Genomic DNA, 18372 nt, shown 5'->3' with positions numbered 1-18372 from the left:
GGTAACAGTTCATGACCGAACTGTTTGGCGACCTGATAACCGAAACCGGTCGCGCCCAAGGTCGGAATCGACAGTCCACCCGTGGCGATCACCAAAGACTCACAGGTGATCTGGCTCATCGTGGTGTCGAGCAGGTAACCGCTTTCGAGTTTTTCGATGGTCTGGATCGAGGTGTCCAGGTGCAGGCTCACGCCGACCTGATCGCACTCGTTGAGCAGCATTTCGAGGATGTCGCTGGATTTGTTATCGCAGAACAACTGCCCGAGCTTTTTCTCGTGGTACGGCACGCCGTGTTTGGCGACCATGCCGATGAAATCCCACTGGGTGTAGCGTGCCAGTGCGGATTTGCAGAAGTGTTCGTTCTGCGAGAGAAAATTGCCAGGTTCGGTGTACATGTTGGTGAAATTGCAGCGGCCACCGCCCGACATCAGGATTTTCTTGCCGGCCTTGTTCGCATGGTCGAGCAACATCACCTTGCGCCCACGCCCGGCGGCGGTCAGCGCACACATCAACCCTGCGGCGCCAGCGCCAATGATCACGACTTCGGTAGAGCGCAAAACGGTGTCCTCACACAAATTTCAGATTCAACGACAAACTAATGTGGGAGCGGGCTTGCTCGCGAAGGGGCCGGTACATTCAACATAGATGTTGTCTGTTAGTCCGCCTTCGCGAGCAAGCCCGCTCCCACATTTGATCTCTGTCGGGCAGAAGATCGTTTACAGGATGCGAACGCGCAGCGAACGGCCTTTGATCTTGCCGTCGTTCAGGCGCTGCAAGGCTTGCTTGGCAATACTGCGTTCAACCGCCACAAAGGCCTGGAAGTCGAAAATCGCGATCTTGCCGACCTGGGCGCCCGGAATGCCGGCGTCGCCGGTCAATGCGCCCAGAATGTCGCCCGGACGAACCTTGTCTTTACGGCCAGCGCCGATGCACAGCGTGCTCATCTGTGGCAGCAGCGGACCACCACCCTGATTGGTGAGGTTGTCCACCAGGTCCCAGGTCAACGGCGACTGTTGCAGCTGTTCGATGGCTTGGGCGCGCTGCGCTTCAGGCGGTGCGACCAGGCTGATCGCGAGGCCTTTCTCACCGGCACGACCGGTACGGCCGACACGGTGAATGTGGATTTCCGAATCACGGGCCAGTTCGACGTTGATCACCATGTCCAGCGAATCGATGTCCAGACCGCGAGCAGCGACGTCGGTGGCCACCAGTACCGAAGTACTGCGGTTGGCGAACATCGCCAGCACCTGGTCGCGATCACGCTGTTCCAGATCGCCATGCAGGCCGACGGCGGAGATGCCTTTGGCGGTCAGGTGGTCGACGGTTTCCTGAACCTGCTGCTTGGTATAGCAGAAGGCCACGCAGGAGGCCGGGCGGAAGTGGCCGAGGACCTTGGTCACGACGCTCATGCGCTCTTCCGGGGAAATCTCGTAGAAGCGCTGCTCGATCTGCGTGTCGTCGTGGAACGCCTCGGCCTTCACTTGCTGCGGATTGCGCATGAACTTTGACGCAAGCTGCTTGATGCCCACCGGGTACGTGGCGGAGAACAGCAGTGTCTGGCGGCGTTCCGGGGCCTGCATGATGATTTCTTCGATGGAATCGTAGAAACCCATGTCGAGCATGCGGTCAGCTTCGTCGAGAATCAGTGTGTTCAGGCCGTGCAATACCAGCGAACCTTTGCGCAGGTGCTGCTGAATGCGCCCCGGCGTGCCGACGATGATGTGTGCGCCATGCTCCAGCGAAGCGATCTGCGGGCCGAGGGAGACGCCGCCGCACAGGGTCAGGACCTTGATGTTGTCTTCGGCACGGGCCAGGCGACGGATTTCCTTGGCGACCTGATCCGCCAGCTCGCGGGTTGGGCAGAGGATCAGCGCCTGGCAACCGAAGTAGCGTGGATTGATCGGGTTCAGCAGGCCGATGCCGAAGGCGGCGGTCTTGCCGCTGCCGGTCTTGGCCTGGGCGATCAGGTCCATCCCCTTGAGGATCACCGGCAAGCTTTGCGCCTGGATCGGCGTCATCTGGGCATAACCGAGGGAGTCGAGGTTAGCCAGCATGGCGGCGGACAGCGGCAAAGTATTAAAAGCGGTGGCGATGGTGGTCACGGGACTGGCCTGCAAAACAAAATGTCGCGCAGTGTACCAGTCTGGCCCTCTCTACCTGCAAATTCTGGACGAATAGCCTGTAGCARCTGCCGAGGCACGAGGCTGCGTCGGGCTGCGAAGCGGCCCCCCGAGGGAGGTCCTGCGGACACGCAACGCAGCCTCGTGCCTCGGCAGTTGCTACAAGTCAGTGTTCTATATCGTGCTCGCGGGTGACCGTCCGTCGGCCATCCGTTGGTGAGAGCTGCGAGAAGATGGCTGCGGCCAGCATTGCCATGATTCCGACGGTGACAAAGGTCAGTTGGAACGCGCCCAAAACCGTCTGAACGCCATCGTTTCCGATCTCTGCGGTAAAGCCGCCGAGCAATGCACCGGCACAGGCAACGCCCAAGCTCAGGGACAATTGCGCCACCACGGACAACAGGCTGTTACCGCTGCTGGCGCTGGCATCGTCGAGGTCGATCAGGGTGACGGTGTTCATCGCGGTAAATTGCAGGGAGTTGATCGCCCCGAGAATCGCCAGCAGGCACAGCAGCAGCCAGTACGGCGTCTGTTCGCTGACCAGGCCCATGCTCGCGAGCATGATGCCCAGCGCCAGGGTGTTACCGGTCAGCACGATGCGATAGCCCAGACGCTCTATCAACGGTCGCGCCACCCACTTGGCGATCATCGCCGCCGCCGCCAGCGGCAGCATGCTCATCCCGGCCTGTGACGGCGAATAACCCAGCGCCACTTGCAGCAGCAATGGCACGAGAAAGGGCAGAGCCCCGCTGCCGAGCCGGGCGAACAGGTTACCGAGGATGCCCACGGCAAAGGTCCGGGTCTTGAACAGTGACGGTGCGAACAGCGGGTTTTCAATATGCCCGGCGCGTAACCAGTACGCGGCCAGACAAGCCATGCCGGCGAAGAGCAGCAACATCACTCGCAGGTGGGGCAGTTGCATTTCCCCCAGGCCTTCCATGGCGATGGTGATCAGAATCATCGCGGCGCCGAACAGCACGAACCCCAGGCTATCGAAACGGGTGCGTTCGGAGCCGCGCAGGTCCGGGATGAATTTCCACACGGCGTAGCAACCGACCAGCCCGACGGGCAGGTTGATCAGGAAGATCCAGTGCCAGGTCAGGTATTGCACCATCCAGCCGCCCATGGTCGGGCCGATCAAGGGGCCGAGTAATCCGGGAATGGTGATGAACCCCATGATCCGCACCAGTTCCGAACGCGGGTAGGCGCGCAGCACCACAAGGCGCCCGACCGGCAACATCAGCGCGCCGCCCAGGCCCTGGATCACCCGGGCGCCGATCAGCAGGTTCAAGCTGCTCGACAAGGCGCAGAGCAACGAGCCGAGGCTGAACAAAATAATCGCGCCGAAGAAGATTTTCTTGGTGCCGAAACGGTCGGCGATCCAGCCGGAGGCGGGGATCAGCAAAGCGACGGTGAGCATGTAGGCGATGATCACGCCCTGCATGCGCAACGGATCTTCGGCCAAGTCCCGGGCCATGGCCGGCAGGGCGGTATTGAGGATGGTGCCGTCGAGGGATTGCATGAAAAAAGCAATGGCGACGACCCACGGCACCCAGCGGGCGGTGACAGCGTCGAGAGGCGGGCGGTTGGGCATGGGACCTCTTGTCAGGGAGTATCTGCGTTTCACCGATGATCGTTCCCACGCTCTGCGTGGGAATGCCTCAATGGACGCTCCGCGTCCGCTTCGGCAGGGACGCGGAGCGCCCCGGGCTGCATTCCCACGCAGAGCGTGGGAACGATCTGGGTCAGAGGGTCAAGGTCAGTCGGCTTACCAGTGCGCCGGGCAACAACGCCGAAGCCGTCGCCCGCTGACTGTAGGTACTGGCCGACAGCAACAACTCCCGCTCCTCGGTCAACGCCTCCAACTGCGAACCCAGCAAGCTGTAGGCACTGTCATCAAAACGCATGGTGCTGACCGGTGCCTGAATCTCGCCGTTCTCGACCCAGAACGTCGCAAACCGGGTCATGCCGGTCATGCGTGCCCCCGGTTGGTCGGAATAGTTCAAGTACCACAGATTGCTGATGTACAAACCCGTGCCCAGTTGCTTGAGGATCTCGACTTCAGGCAACGTCCCGGCTGCCATGTTCAATGCGCTCGGCATTTCACCGCCGCCCGCCCCGTTGGCGGTCAAGCCGTATTCGGCCGCGCTGCGCGAACTGACCATTTGTGCGCCGGCCTGGCCTTCGACGATCAGCCCAAGATCGCTGCGTGGATAACCTTCGCCGGAGAATGCCGGGCTCAAGGAACCACTGACCTTTTCATCAATGGACACCTGCGGGCTGAACGCACTGTCCCCCGCATAAAGCTTTTGCAGCGGACTGGTTTTACTGGCAATCGACTGCGCCGAAAACCCGCCCCAGCAGAGCATGCCCATGATTTCTTCGAGTGCCGCCGGAGCGAGGTAGGCGCGGTACTGACCCGGTGCCAAGGTGCGCAACGGCCGACCGAGAAATGCCAACTGCTCGCGAGCCTGCCGGAAGCGCTTGGCGAACCCTTCGCTGTTCCAGTCATGTCCGGCGTAGCTGGCTTTCACCGCTTGGCCATTGTCGTGAAACAGGCTGAAGTCGAAGTTGAAACTGTTGGCCTGATGCCAGCCAAACGCGCCCGCGGAGCTGGCGAAACCACGACTGATCGGGCCTGCCGCGTAGAAGCCCACCAGGTCCAGTCCTTCGGCGGCCTGAGTGATTTCAGCGACCACCTGCTCGGTGTCCGGCAGCGGATGTTCCTGCACATTCCTGCTCTGCCAGCCGTCGTGGTTGAGCAGCAGGTACGGATCCTGCGGCAGCAACGGCAGGGTGTCGCGCAACTGTTGCAGACCTTCGGCAAGACGCTGCGCGTCCACTTCCGGGTCGCCGGCCAGCGTGATGTCGAGGTCGGCATGCCGGCCATCGTTGATCAGTTTGAAGCCGACGCTCGCCTGCTGCACCTGACCGGCCTGCCGCACCTTGGCGTGGTTGAAGCGCACGAAGGCCGAGCACTCGGCGGCGTAGCTGAGGGTGAACTGTTCCGGCTCGCGAATCGCGTCGCGGAGCCAGTTGACCAAGGCCTTGAACGACTCAGCCTGACTTTTTGACGTACTCATCAGGCGTCCCCCCCAAACACATCCACATTGCTGAACACACAAGCTGGTGACGCATGGCCGACGCGGATCACCTGGTTCGGCTCACCCTTGCCGCAATTCGGCGTACCCAAGACCTTGACGGTGTTGGCGTCGCCGACGGCGCTGAGGCTTTTCCAGAACTGTGCGGAAATCGCCCGGTAGTTGGGGTTTTTCACCACGCCTTTGAGCTCACCGTTTTCGATCAACTGCGCCCATTCGCAGCCGAACTGGAACTTGTTGCGCGCATCGTCGATGGACCACGAGCGATTGGTCGACATCATGATGCCGTGTTCGATGTTGCCGATCAGCTGCTTCAGCGGCTGATCGCCAGACTCGATGTTGAGGTTGGCCATGCGGTCGATCGGTGGACGGTTCCAGCCGCAGGCGCGGCTGTTGGCGACACCGTTCATGCCGGCGCGGAATTGCGACAGCGCGCCGCCCAATGGGCGTAGCAGCAAACCTTCCTTGATCAGAAATTGCTTGCTCGCGGCAGTGCCGTCGTCGTCATGGCCGTAGCTGGCGAGCTGTTCGGGGATGTCCGGGTCGAACGTCACGTTGAGCAGTTTCGAGCCGTACTGCAGATGACCGAAGTCTTCTGCCTTGACGAAACTGGTGCCGGCGTAATTGCGCTCATCGCCCAAGATGCGGTCCAGCTCCAGCGGGTGACCGATGGATTCGTGGATCTGCAGCATCATCTGGTCGGGCATCAGCAGCAGGTCGCGTGGGCCTTGCGGGGTGTTCGGTGCCAGCAGCAATTGCAGCGCCTGATCGGCGACTTGCGGGCCGGCACCGATCAAGCCGCAACGGCTGATCACATCCGCGCCGCCCTGTTGGCCGAAGTTCTCGCGGCCGAGGCTACGGGTCTGGCTGTCGTTGCCGTCGTAGGCGGTGACGTCGAGGCCAGGGTAGACGAAACGTTGCGACTGGCGCAGTTCGGCGCCGGCGCTGTTGAGGTAGATCTGCTCGACGTTGGTGATGCCGATACTGACTTGCCAGTTCACCAGTCGCTCGTCCTTGGGCACGGACGCGGATTCGGCGCCGAGCAACTGGTAGCAATCGCTCAGGGACGGGAAGGGCTGGCCTAGGTTTGGCGAAAAATAGTCGGCTCGGTCACTGGAGACGGATTGTTCACGCAGGTCGAGCAGCGCGTGGGGCTTGAGGCGGCGGGCTTGTTGCTCGGCGCGGTTCAGCGCTGATTGCAGGCCTTGTGGCGACAGGTCGTTGGTCGCGGCGTAGGCTTCGACGCCGTTGACGCGCACAGTCAGCATCGCGCCTTCATCACGGCTCAGGCTGGGAGGTTCGGCGACGTTCTTGCGTACCGACAGGTACTGACCGGACTCGCGAACATAACGCAGCGAAAAGAATTCAGCGCCCGTGCGCAAGGCAGCGAAGCGCTGCTTGAGCTGGGGGTGGAAATCGAACATTCGGGAACCTCCTTGGCATGGAGTGGCGGTGTTGCGGTACTGCGAGGGGGGGTGAAACGTTTGCGTGGCGCTAGATTAGGCCTGCGCGGGGGGTGGGATCAAGCTTGGATCGGTGTAGGAAAGGATTACCTGAGGTGGGTCTGGAGAGGATGTGCTGTCTGGTCGGGCCCCTTCGCGAGCAAGCCCGCTCCCACATTWGAYCGMGTCGTTATMTAGCGACTCGRTCWAATGTGGGAGCGGGCTTGCTCGCGAAGGCAGCACCGCGGTGATCAGTCTTACTGAGCAGTAGCGCTCACATCCCGCACCGGCTTGCCCCGCACCGGTGCATCACCGGCCACGAAGTAAGCAGCCTTGCTGCGCGGCAATGGCTGGCGGCCACGGATCTTGTCGGCGATTTTCTCGGCGATCATGATCGTCGGCGCGTTCAGGTTGCCGGTGGTGATGATCGGCATGATCGAGGCATCGACCACGCGCAGACCTTGCATGCCATGCACACGACCTTCGCCATCAACCACTGCCATTTCGTCGGTGCCCATCTTGCACGAGCAGGACGGGTGGAACGCGGTTTCGGCGTGTTCGCGGATGAACTTGTCGAGCTGCTCATCGGTTTGTACGTCGATGCCCGGGCTGATTTCGCGGCCACGGAAAGCGTCCAGCGCAGGTTGCTGCATGATTTCACGGGTCAGGCGAATGCCGTCGCGGAATTCCTGCCAGTCCTGCTCGGTGGCCATGTAGTTGAAGAGGATGCTCGGGTACTCGCGTGGGTCTTTCGACTTCGCTTGAATACGGCCACGGCTCGGCGAACGCATGGAACCCATGTGTGCCTGGAAGCCGTGCTCTTTCACACCGTTGCTGCCGTTGTAGTTAATCGCGACCGGCAGGAAGTGGTACTGGATGTTCGGCCAATCGAATTCCGGACGGGTACGGATGAAACCGCCGGCTTCGAACTGGTTGCTGGCGCCGATGCCGGTGCCGTTGAACAGCCACTCGGCACCGATGGCCGGCTGGTTGTACCAGAGCAGCGACGGGTACAGCGAAACCGGTTGGGTGCAAGCGTATTGCAGGTACAGCTCAAGGTGATCCTGCAGGTTTTCGCCGACGCCTGGCAGGTCGTGCACCACCGGGATGTCGAGCTTGTTCAGCAGTTCTGCCGGGCCGACACCGGAGCGTTGCAGGATCTGCGGCGACGCGATGGCGCCGGAGCACAGCAGCACTTCTTTGCGGGCGCGGGCTTCAACGCGCTCTTCAGCGGCGCCGATCAGGTAACGCACGCCGACCGCACGCTTGCCTTCAAACAGGATCTTGTCGGTCAGGGCGTGGGTGACAATGGTCAGGGTCGAACGCTTCTTGGCAACGTCCAGGTAACCGCGAGCGGTGCTGGCGCGACGGCCTTTCGGCGTCACGGTACGGTCCATCGGGCCGAAGCCTTCTTGCTGGTAACCGTTCAAGTCTTCGGTGCGCGGGTAACCGGCTTGCACGCCGGCTTCAACCATGGCGTGGAACAGCGGGTTGTTGCCAGCTTTCGGCGTGGTCACGCTGACCGGGCCGTCGCCACCGTGGTAGTCGTTCGGGCCGATGTCACGGGTTTCAGCTTTGCGGAAGTACGGCAGGCAGTTCAGGTAATCCCAGTCTTCCAGACCTGGCAGCTTGGCCCAGTTGTCGTAGTCCATCGCGTTGCCGCGGATGTAGCACATGCCGTTGATCAGCGAAGAACCACCGAGGCCCTTGCCGCGACCGCATTCCATCCGGCGACCGTCCATGTGTGGCTCTGGATCGGTTTCATAGGCCCAGTTGTAGCGACGGCCTTGCAGCGGGAACGCCAGGGCCGCCGGCATCTGTGTGCGGAAGTCGAAACGGTAGTCCGGGCCGCCAGCTTCGAGCAGCAGGACGGTGACGCCTTCGTCTTCAGTCAGACGGGTCGCCAGGGTGTTACCGGCCGAGCCGGCACCGATGATGATGTAATCGAATTCTTGGGACATTGAATGCACCCTCTTTGAAGTTGGTCAGGTCGCCTGTAGCAGCTGCCGAGGTACGAGGCTGCGTCGGGTCGCGCAGCGGCCCCAGAGGGCGGTCCTGCGGACACGCAACGCAGCCTCGTACCTCGRCAGCTGCTACAGGTTGTTCGGGTGTGCCTTAGAACACCGAGACGTAATCGCCCAGTTCGACCTGTACCGATTTGATGCGGGTGAAGTTGTTCAGCGAGCTGATGCCGTTCTCACGGCCCACGCCCGACTGCTTGTAACCGCCGACCGGCATCTTCGCGTCGGACTCGCCCCAGGCGTTGATCCAGCAGATACCGGCTTCCAGTTGATGAATCACGCGGTGCGCGCGGTTCAGGTCCTTGGTGACGACGCCAGCGGCCAGGCCGAAGTCGGTGTCGTTGGCGCGGCGGATCACTTCTTCTTCGGTTTCGTAAGTCAGGATGCTCATCACCGGGCCGAAGATTTCTTCGCGAACGATGGTCATCTCGTCGGTGCAGTCGGTGAACACGGTCGGAGCCACGAACGCGCCTTTGGCGAATTCGCCTTCAGTCATACGACCGCCGCCGCACAGCACGCGAGCGCCTTCTTCTTTACCTTTGGCGATGTAACCCAGCACGCTTTCCATGTGGGCGAAGCTGACCAGCGGGCCGAAGTTGGTGTTTTCATCTTCCGGGTTGCCGACGCGGATGCGCGCAACGCGTTCAACGATCTTGGCTTCGAAAGCGGCTTTGAGGTGGCTCGGTACGAACACGCGAGTGCCGTTGGTGCAGACCTGACCGGAGCTGTAGAAGTTGGCCATCATCGCGGTGTCGGCGGCGCGATCGAGGTCGGCGTCGTCGAAAATGATCAGCGGGGATTTGCCGCCCAGTTCCATGGTCACGTCTTTCAAGGACGAAGCGGAAGCGCTGGCCATGACCTTCTTGCCGGTGTCGGTGCCGCCGGTGAAGGAGATTTTTTCGATGCGTGGGTGCTCGGTCAGCCAGGTGCCGACTTCACGGCCGCTGCCGGTCAGTACGTTGAATACGCCCGCTGGCAGGCCGGCTTCGGTGTAGATTTCGGCCAGTTTCAGGGTAGTCAGGGAGGTGACTTCGCTTGGCTTGAAGATCATCGCGTTACCGGCCGCCAAGGCAGGTGCGGATTTCCACAGGGCGATCTGGATCGGGTAGTTCCACGCGCCGATACCGGCCACGACGCCCAGCGGCTCGCGACGGGTGTAGACGAACGAGGTGGTGCGCAGCGGAATCTGCTCGCCTTCGATGGCCGGAACCAGGCCGGCGTAGTATTCCAGCACGTCAGCACCGGTAACGATGTCGACGTAACGGGTTTCGGAGTACGACTTGCCGGTGTCCAGGGTTTCCAGGGCGGCCAGTTCATCGTTGCGCTCGCGCAGGATGTCCACGGCACGACGCAGGATGCGCGAACGCTCCATGGCGGTCATTGCAGCCCAGATTTTCTGGCCCTTTTCGGCACTTACCACCGCGCGCTCAACGTCGTCTTTGGTCGCACGCTGTACTTTTGCGAGGACTTCACCGTTAGCCGGGTTGATGGCTTCGAAAGTGGCGTCGCTGCTGGCATCAGAGTAACCGCCATCGATGTAGAGTTTTTGCAGTTCGAAACGGGCCATAGTGTCCTCGCAAGTGCATAAGTGGTTGGCGTTGACCACTGGGCGTGCCGTGAAGCATTGGCGACGCTGGTCAGTGGCGGTTCGGGGGTTGAGCGTTTATGTGTGCTCTAACTCACCCGCTTGGCCAGTTGGATATCCATGTATTCGTAAGCGATCTGTTGCGCCTGCCCGGTGTCGAAAGCGTCTCCCGACAGCGCGCCGCGCAACCACAAACCGTCAATGAGGGCTGCCAGGCCACGGGCTGCACTGCGCGCATCATCGAGCGGCAGTACACGGCGGAACTGGCAGCACAGGTTGGAATACAGACGGTGATCGTTGATCCGCTGCAACCTGTGCAAAGACGGCTGGTGCATGCTGGTGGCCCAGAAGGCCAGCCAGGTTTTCATTGCCGGGCCATTGACCTGGCTGGCGTCGAAGTTGCCTTCGATGATCACCTGCAGATGGGCCCGCGGGCTGTCATCTGTCAGCGCCAGTCGGCGCGCGGTGACGTTCTCGCTGAGGACGGTCATCAGGTACCCCATGGTGGCGGCAATCAGGCCATTCTTGTCCTGAAAGTAGTGACTGATGATGCCATTCGAGACACCGGCCAAACGGGCGATCAGCGCAATGCTGGCGTCCCCCATGCCGACTTGATCGACGGCCAGCAATGTGGCTTCGATCAATTGCTGGCGGCGGATGGGTTGCATACCGACCTTGGGCATCTTGCACATCTCCTTAGGCCTTCCGGTGGACGTCAAACGGCTACCGGATTAAGGGCCAGTCTATTTTGTTTTGATTGAACGTTCAATCAACAAAGAATAAGATCTGCGACAAATCGTCGCTGCCTACAGATTTTTCCTACGCATAGCGGCGAAAAAAACGACTTCCGAAAACGCTCGAAACCTACGCGCACTGGCGCTCTCGGGGTTTCGGGCTTTTTTCGGGGTGTCTTTATATCACCCGCCGGTCGGCTGCCCACTAACCGATTGGTCGGGTATCGCGTTGCCTTGTGTTCTTCTCTCGCACTGCCTGGAGCATCTGTGCCATGAGTTCTGCCTCTCTTATAAAGACCCCACCCGATAAGGTGACGGTCAACGGTTGGGTGTTCTACACCTCTACCGCGTTGATCCTGCTGTTGACCGTCATTCTGATCATCGCCCCGCAAGAGGCGGGCAGATTGCTCGGTATAGCTCAGGCCTGGTTGTCCCGCAGCTTCGGCTGGTACTACATGGTGGTGATTGCCGCTTACCTGGTGTTTGTGGTCGGTCTGGCGTTTTCGTCCTACGGCAAGCTCAAGCTGGGCAGCAAGGACGACACCCCGGACTTCAGCTACGGCGCCTGGGCGGGGATGTTGTTCTCGTCGGGTATCGGCATCTCGCTGTTGTACTTCGGGGCTTCCGAGCCGCTGGATCACTACTTCAACCCGCCGGAAGGCGTGGCCGCCAGCAACATGGCGGCGCGTCAGGCCGTTCAGTTGACGTTCCTGCACTGGGGCCTGCATGGCTGGGCGATTTACGCACTGGTCGGTCTGGCCGTGGCCTACTTTGCTTATCGGCATAACCAGCCGCTGGCGCTGCGTTCGGCGTTGTATCCGCTGGTGGGCGAGCGTTGGGTCAAAGGCGCTGCCGGTCATGCGGTGGATGGCTTTGGCATGTTCGTGACCTTGCTGGGTCTGGTGACAAACCTGGGTATTGGTTCGTTGCAGGTGTCGTCCGGGCTGGAAAACCTGTTCGGAATGGAACACAGCAACACCAACCTGCTGATAGTGATCATCGTGATGAGCACCGTGGCGACCATCGCTGCCGTGTCTGGCGTGGAAAACGGTATCCGCCGCCTGTCCAACCTGAACATCGTGCTGTTCAGCGGCTTGCTGATTTTCGTCCTGCTGTTTGGCCCGACCCTGCACCTGCTCAACGGCTTCGTGCAGAACATCGGTGACTACCTGAACGGCGTGGTCCTGAAAACCTTCGACCTTTATGTGTACGAAGGCGACAGTGAGAAGTCCGACCGCTGGTTGGGCCTGTGGACCCTGTTCTACTGGGCGTGGTGGATTTCCTGGGCGCCATTCGTGGGCATGTTCATTGCGCGTATTTCCCGTGGTCGCACGGTGCGTGAACTGGTGGCCGGCGTGCTGCTGATTCCGCTGGGATTCACCCTGGCATGGCTGTCGATCTTCGGCAACTCGGCCCTGGACCTGGTAATGAACCATGGGGCGGTGGAGCTCGGGAAGACGGCACTCGAACAGCCGTCCATGGCGATCTACCAGTTGCTTGAGCATTACCCGGCATCGAAAGTGGTGATCGGCGTGTCGATCTTTGTCGGTTTTGTGCTGTTCCTGACCCCGGCGGATTCCGGCGCGGTGATGATGGCCAATCTTTCGTGCAAGGGCGGCACCGTCGACGAGGATGCGCCGCACTGGCTGCGGATTTTCTGGTCGGCGGTGATCACCCTGGTGACCATCGGTCTGCTGTTCGCCGGTAACTTCGAAGCCATGCAAACCATGGTGGTGCTGGCCGGTCTGCCGTTCTCGGTGGTGCTGGTGTTCTTCATGTTCGGCTTGCACAAGGCCATGCGCCAGGATGTGCAGATCGAACAGGAGCAAGCGGAATTGGCTGCGCGCGGTCGTCGTGGTTTCAGCGAGCGTTTGACTCAGTTGGACTTGCAGCCGAACCAGTCGATCGTCCAGCGTTTCATGGACAAGCAAGTCAGCCCGGCGCTGGAAGTTGCGACGTTGCAATTGCGTGCTCAGGGGCTGGATGTGCAGACGTTGCTGGGCAAGTCCAAACGCTGCATGGGCGTGCGGATCGAGATGGAAGAGGGCAACCCTTTTGTCTACGAAGTGAGCCTGGACGGCTATTTGGCGGCGGCGAGTGACACGGTGTCGGCTGAAAGCGCTGATGAGCCGCGTGCGCGCTACTACCGCGCCGAGGTGTATCTGCACAACGGCAGCCAGGATTACGACTTGATGGGCTTCACCCAGGATCAGATCACCCGTGACGTGCTCGATCAGTTTGAAAGCCATCGGCAGCTCCTTGGCCGGGTTTATAGCTAAAACGAAAGGGGCTCGAAAGAGCCCCTTTGTTGTGCCTCATTGATCGTTCCCACGCTCTGCGTGGGAATGCCGCCCCAGACGCTCCGCGTCTGCTTTTCAATCGTGACGCAGAGCGTCACCGGATGCATTCCCACGCAGAGCGTGGGAACGATCACGCCGCGATCTCTCGCGGCGTTTTTGTGTCTGTTGCCTTACCCCAGGTTCTTGCCGAGCAGTGCGTGATACAGCTCGCTGTCACCCAGGATGCCGACCACTTTGTGGTTGTCGTGCAGCACCAGTTTATTGCCGGTCTGATAACGAATCTGCAGCGCATCGCGCATGCCGATGTTCGAGTCCACCAGCGTCGGCCGACGTCCCAGGCCTTCCACCGCTTGCCCCGGGATCCAGTTCTGCAGGTCCAGGCTCAAGCCGTTCTGGCGGGCGCCTTTGATGGTGTTGCCTTCGGYCAGGTCCAGCCACGAATCGCCACCCGGGTCGAGGCAGACCGAGCCGTTGATGCGCTTGCAGTTGTCCAGCGTGCGCATCAGGCTGCGGCCGCACAATACGTTCAGCGGATTGGTGTGCGCGACGAAGGTCCGCACGTAGTCGTCCGCCGGGTTCAGCACGATCTCTTCCGGCTTGCTGTACTGAATGATTCGGCCGTCTTTCATGATCGCGATGCGGCTACCGAGCTTCAGGGCTTCATCGAGGTCGTGACTCACGAACACGATGGTTTTGCTGAGTTTGTTTTGCAGCTCCAGCAGTTCGTCTTGCAGGCCCTGGCGGATCAGTGGGTCGAGGGCCGAGAACGGTTCGTCCATCAGCAGAATGTCGGCATCCATCGCCAGTGCGCGGGCCAGGCCCACACGTTGCTGCATACCGCCGGAGAGCTCATCGGGTTTCTTGTTGCGCCACTGGGCCAGGCCCACCAGCTCCAGCTTTTCGTCCACCAGTTTGCGCCGTTCTTTTTCCGGGCGACCCTGCATTTCCAGGCCGAAACTGATGTTCTCGCGCACCGTCAGCCAAGGCATCAGGGCGAACTTCTGGAACACCATCGCAATGCGCTTGGTGCGCATCATTTTCAGTTCTGCCGGGGTGCAGGAGGCAATGTCGATCTGCTTGCCTTCGTGCTCGACGAACAACTTGCCACGGCTGACAGTGTTGAGGCCGTTGATGCAGCGCAGCAGGCTGGATTTGCCCGAGCCGGAGAGGCCCATCAGTACACAGATTTCACCTTTTTCGATGTCCAGGCTGGCCTTTTCAACGCCGACAATCTGCCCGGTCTTTTTCAGGATCTGGTCGCGGGTCATGCCTTGGTCGAGAAGCTTGAGCGCCTCACGCGGGTCTTTGGAGAAGATTACGTCGACGTCTTCAAAGCGAATAATGCTCATGCGTCACCCCCTACTTTAGCGTCGGGTTGTTTGCAGATACGGTCGAGCATGATCGCCAGCAATACGATCGCCAGGCCCGCTTCGAAGCCCAGGGCGATATCAGCAGTGTTCAGTGCGTTGACCACGGGTTTGCCCAGGCCGTCGGCGCCCACCAGTGCCGCGATCACCACCATCGACAGCGACAGCATGATGCACTGGGTGATGCCGGCCGCGATGCTTGGCATGGCGTGCGGCAGTTCAATCCGTGAGAGCAGTTGACGGCGCGAGCAGCCGAAGGCTTTGCCGGCGTCCATCAGTTCCTGTGGAACATCGCGAATGCCCAGATAGGTCAGGCGGATAGGCGCGGCAATCGCGAACACCACCGTCGAGATCAGGCCCGGGACCACACCCAGACCGAAAAGGGTCAGGGTAGGAATGAGGTACACGAAGGTCGGCACGGTCTGCATCAGATCGAGCACCGGACGCATCATTGTGTAGAACATCGGTTTGTGCGCGGCGACGATGCCCAACGGCACGCCGATGACCACGCAGACCAGGGTGGCGAACAGCACCTGGGCGAGGGTTTCCATGGTTTCCTGCCAGTACCCCAGGTTGAGGATCAGCAGGAAGGAGGCGACGACGAAAACCGTCAGTCCCCACTTTCGTTGTATGAAGTGTGCCAGTAGCGCGATAAGGCCGATCAATGCCAGCGGGTTGAACCAGGTCAGCGCAAAAGTCACGCCGTGGATCATCGTTTCCAGTGTTATCGCGATTGCGTCGAAGGTGTTGGCGCCGTGTTGCGTCAACCATTCAACGAAGCCTGCGATGTACTGGCCTAAAGGGATTTTCTGATCAATCAGCATGGTAGTGAACGTCCGCATGCAAGGAAATAAACAGCCCGGACGGCTTGAGCCGCCCGGCGTAAGCGATGCTTCCTAAATCAAGGCTGCGCGAGCTTGGCTTTCACGGCCTCCAGGCCTGGTTTACCGTCAATGGTGGTCACGCCAGCGAGCCAGGTATCGAGGACCTGTGGATTGTTTTTAAGCCAGGCCTTGGCGGCCGCGTCAGGCTTCATCTTGTCGTCCAGGATGTTGCCCATCAGAGCGCTTTCCATGTCGACGGTAAATTCCAGGTTCTTCAGCAGTTGGCCGACGTTGCTGCATTCCTGGGTGTAACCCTTGCGGGTATTGGTTGCCACGGTGGCGGCGCCGAAGTCGGGGCCGAAGAAGTCGTCACCACCGGTCAGGTATTGAATCTTGAAGCGCTTGTTCATCGGGTGTGGTGCCCAGCCGAGGAAGACCACGGCGGTGTCGCGCTTCTGCGCGCGATCGACCTGCGACAACATGCCGGCTTCGCTGGACTCGACCACTTTGAAACCAGCGTCTTTAAGGCCGAAGGCGTTCTTGTCGATCATACTCTGGATCAGGCGATTGCCGTCGTTTCCGGGCTCGATACCGTAGATTTTGCCGTCGAGTTCTTTCTTGAATTTAGGGATGTCGGCGAAGTCATGCAGTCCTTTGTCGTACAGCGCTTGCGGCACGGCGAGGGTGTACTTGGCGCCTGTCAGGTTGGTGCGCACGACGTCGACCGTGCCGGCATCGCGGTAGGCCTTGATGTCGTTTTCCATGGTCGGCATCCAGTTCCCCAGGAAGATGTCCATGTTCTTGCCATCGGCGAGGGACTTGTAGGTCACCGGCACGGAAATCATCGTGGTTTTGGTCTTGTAGCCGAGGGCATTGAGCACGACGCTGGTGGTGGCGGTCGTCGCGGTAATGTCGGTCCAGCCAACATCGGAGAAGTTTACGGTACTGCACTGAGCGGGTTCTGCAGCTTGAGCCAGTAACGGCAGACTCAGCATTGCGGCCAACAACAACGACGGGGAACCTTTCATGGATGGACTCCTTGGTGTTTTTTTTGGCAGTGTTCCGACTGGACCACCGCACTTATAGGTTGCGGTTGGGTGGCGTTTTGGAGACAGCTCTACCACGGCGCCTTGCAATCGAGTCGATACGATCATGTACCAGTGAAAATCTGACGCCTACAGGGTGCGTCGTAACCAGTACAGGGAGGGTCGCATCCAGTGTCGGTGACGTCGTTTACAGCTTTTTTCAGCCCTTTTTTCCCGCTGATCCGCTAAAAAACGGCGAAAACATTGCGTCGCCGCCCTGCGGCGTTAGTGGGCATGAGTGCGTCGGTGTGAGACGTCGAACGACATGACAAAAGCCTGATGATGCGGCCATCTCGGCGGATTGCAGCTTGAGCGTAGCAGCTCCGCCACTGGGCGCTTTTTGCGTCTGGAGTCGGCACATCCAGGAGTTCGGCAGTAATGGCTATCAGTGTTTTCGACCTGTTCAAAATCGGCATCGGTCCTTCCAGTTCGCACACCGTGGGGCCTATGCGGGCCGCCGCGCTGTTTGTTGAGTCGCTGCGGGAGAAGCATTTGCTGGAGCAAGTGCGCCGCGTCGAAGTTCAACTGTATGGATCGCTGTCGGCCACCGGCATCGGTCACGGCAGCGACAACGCGGTGATCATGGGCCTGATGGGCGAGTGGCCGGATGCGATCGACCCGTCGCAAATCGGCATCCGCATCGCCACCCTGCGCRAAACCCAGACGCTGCTCCTCGACGGTCGCTTGTCAGTGCCCTTCGTCTGGGCCCGCGACATGCGCCTGATCGACGAAAACCTGCCGTTTCACCCTAATGCCATGACCCTGATCGTCGAAGGTGATCATGGCGAGTTGCATCGCGACACCTACTATTCCGTCGGCGGCGGTTTTGTCGTGGATGAAGCCCAGGCCTCCAGCGGCGTTGTGGACCTGGACCGTACCGAGTTGCCGTACGATTTCTCCAGCGCCGTCGAGCTGCTGAGCCTGTGCCAGACGCACAACCTGCGCGTGGCTGAATTGATGATGGCCAACGAGAAAGTCTGGCGCAGTGAGGAAGAAATCCGCGCCGGCCTGATGAAGCTTTGGCGCGCCATGCAGGATTGCGTCGACCAGGGCCTCAAGCACGAAGGCATCTTGCCGGGCGGTTTGAATGTGCGTCGTCGTGCGGCGAAGTTGCACCGCAGCTTGCAGGAACTGGGCAAACCGAATGTGATCGGCTCGACCTTGAGCGCCATGGAGTGGGTCAATCTATTCGCGCTGGCGGTCAACGAAGAGAACGCCGCGGGTGGGCGCATGGTGACAGCACCGACCAACGGCGCGGCGGGGATCATTCCGGCGGTGTTGCACTACTTTATGAAGTTCAGCGAAGCGGTGACTGACGCCAACGTGGTCGACTATTTCCTCAGCGCCGCAGCGGTTGGGATTCTGTGCAAAAAGAACGCTTCGATTTCCGGTGCCGAAGTCGGTTGCCAGGGTGAGGTCGGTTCGGCCTGCGCGATGGCGGCGGCGGGGTTGGCGGAGATTCTCGGCGCCACGCCGGAACAGCTGTGCAACGCCGCCGAAATCGGCCTGGAACACAACCTCGGCCTGACCTGCGACCCGGTGGGCGGGCTGGTCCAAGTGCCGTGCATCGAGCGCAACGCGATTGCGGCGGTGAAAGCGATCAACGCGGCACAGATGGCGCTGCGGGGGGATGGTCAGCACTTTATTTCGCTGGACCGGGTGATCCGCACCATGCGTGATACCGGTGCTGATATGCACGACAAATATAAAGAGACATCGCGGGGTGGGTTGGCGGTTAGCGCGGTTGAGTGCTAAGACCGAGTCGACACCATCGCGGGCAAGCCCGCTCCCAC

The 18372-nt window shown here is 60.5% G+C and carries 13 protein-coding genes; 2 read left to right on the top strand and 11 right to left on the bottom strand.

What is annotated here, in order from left to right; all coding sequences use genetic code 11:
* The 8 genes from AC1DSG_RS15045 to betI all read right to left on the bottom strand — a co-directional run.
* A partial coding sequence (locus AC1DSG_RS15045) for an aminoacetone oxidase family FAD-binding enzyme (RefSeq protein ID WP_477791588.1) occupies nt 1-557 on the bottom strand: 557 nt, incomplete at its 3' end.
* Nucleotides 558-716: 159 nt separating this feature from the next.
* Nucleotides 717-2054 (bottom strand): ATP-dependent RNA helicase DbpA, encoded by a 1338-nt coding sequence (dbpA, locus tag AC1DSG_RS15040; RefSeq protein WP_477791590.1) that lies wholly within the window; start codon nt 2052-2054, stop codon nt 717-719.
* Nucleotides 2055-2286: 232 nt separating this feature from the next.
* Entirely contained in the window at nt 2287-3714 is a 1428-nt protein-coding gene (gene mdtD / locus AC1DSG_RS15035) for a multidrug transporter subunit MdtD (RefSeq protein WP_477791587.1), read from the bottom strand.
* A gap of 151 nt (nt 3715-3865) precedes the next feature.
* Nucleotides 3866-5203, bottom strand: coding sequence for a TldD/PmbA family protein (locus AC1DSG_RS15030; RefSeq protein WP_477791586.1), 1338 nt, complete (start codon nt 5201-5203; stop codon nt 3866-3868).
* A complete protein-coding gene (locus AC1DSG_RS15025; protein ID WP_477791585.1) occupies nt 5203-6645 on the bottom strand; it encodes a TldD/PmbA family protein in 1443 nt (480 codons plus the stop codon). Before AC1DSG_RS15025 ends, AC1DSG_RS15030 begins: the two co-directional genes overlap by 1 nt.
* A 275-nt stretch (nt 6646-6920) precedes the next feature.
* A complete protein-coding gene (gene betA / locus AC1DSG_RS15020; RefSeq protein WP_477791584.1) occupies nt 6921-8624 on the bottom strand; it encodes a choline dehydrogenase in 1704 nt (567 codons plus the stop codon).
* Between the two features lie 154 nt (nt 8625-8778).
* Nucleotides 8779-10251, bottom strand: coding sequence for a betaine-aldehyde dehydrogenase (betB, locus tag AC1DSG_RS15015; protein ID WP_477791583.1), 1473 nt, complete (start codon nt 10249-10251; stop codon nt 8779-8781).
* A gap of 107 nt (nt 10252-10358) precedes the next feature.
* A complete protein-coding gene (gene betI, locus AC1DSG_RS15010; RefSeq protein ID WP_477791582.1) occupies nt 10359-10952 on the bottom strand; it encodes a transcriptional regulator BetI in 594 nt (197 codons plus the stop codon).
* 380 nt (nt 10953-11332) lie between these two features.
* On the opposite strand from betI, the gene AC1DSG_RS15005 reads away from it, so the two are divergent.
* Nucleotides 11333-13282, top strand: coding sequence for a BCCT family transporter (locus AC1DSG_RS15005; protein ID WP_477791589.1), 1950 nt, complete (start codon nt 11333-11335; stop codon nt 13280-13282).
* 191 nt (nt 13283-13473) lie between these two features.
* Here the strand turns inward: AC1DSG_RS15005 and choV are convergent, their stop codons facing one another.
* From choV to AC1DSG_RS14990, 3 genes are all read right to left on the bottom strand, one after another.
* Nucleotides 13474-14652 carry a choline ABC transporter ATP-binding protein gene (gene choV / locus AC1DSG_RS15000; protein ID WP_477791581.1) on the bottom strand — a complete coding sequence of 393 codons (1179 nt, stop codon included), beginning with the start codon at nt 14650-14652 and terminating at the stop codon, nt 13474-13476.
* A complete protein-coding gene (gene choW, locus AC1DSG_RS14995; protein WP_477791580.1) occupies nt 14649-15494 on the bottom strand; it encodes a choline ABC transporter permease subunit in 846 nt (281 codons plus the stop codon). The genes choV and choW overlap by 4 nt, the downstream gene beginning before the upstream one ends.
* Before the next feature lie 77 nt (nt 15495-15571).
* Nucleotides 15572-16522 (bottom strand): choline ABC transporter substrate-binding protein, encoded by a 951-nt coding sequence (locus tag AC1DSG_RS14990; protein ID WP_477791579.1) that lies wholly within the window; start codon nt 16520-16522, stop codon nt 15572-15574.
* Between the two features lie 435 nt (nt 16523-16957).
* Between AC1DSG_RS14990 and AC1DSG_RS14985 the strand changes: the two genes are divergently transcribed.
* Nucleotides 16958-18334, top strand: coding sequence for an L-serine ammonia-lyase (locus AC1DSG_RS14985; RefSeq protein WP_477791578.1), 1377 nt, complete (start codon nt 16958-16960; stop codon nt 18332-18334).
* Nucleotides 18335-18372: the final 38 nt, after the last annotated feature.

Source organism: Pseudomonas sp. P5_A12, from assembly GCF_056400685.1.
Note: the sequence above shows the minus strand (reverse complement) of the source record. Positions and strands in the feature narration are given on the sequence as shown.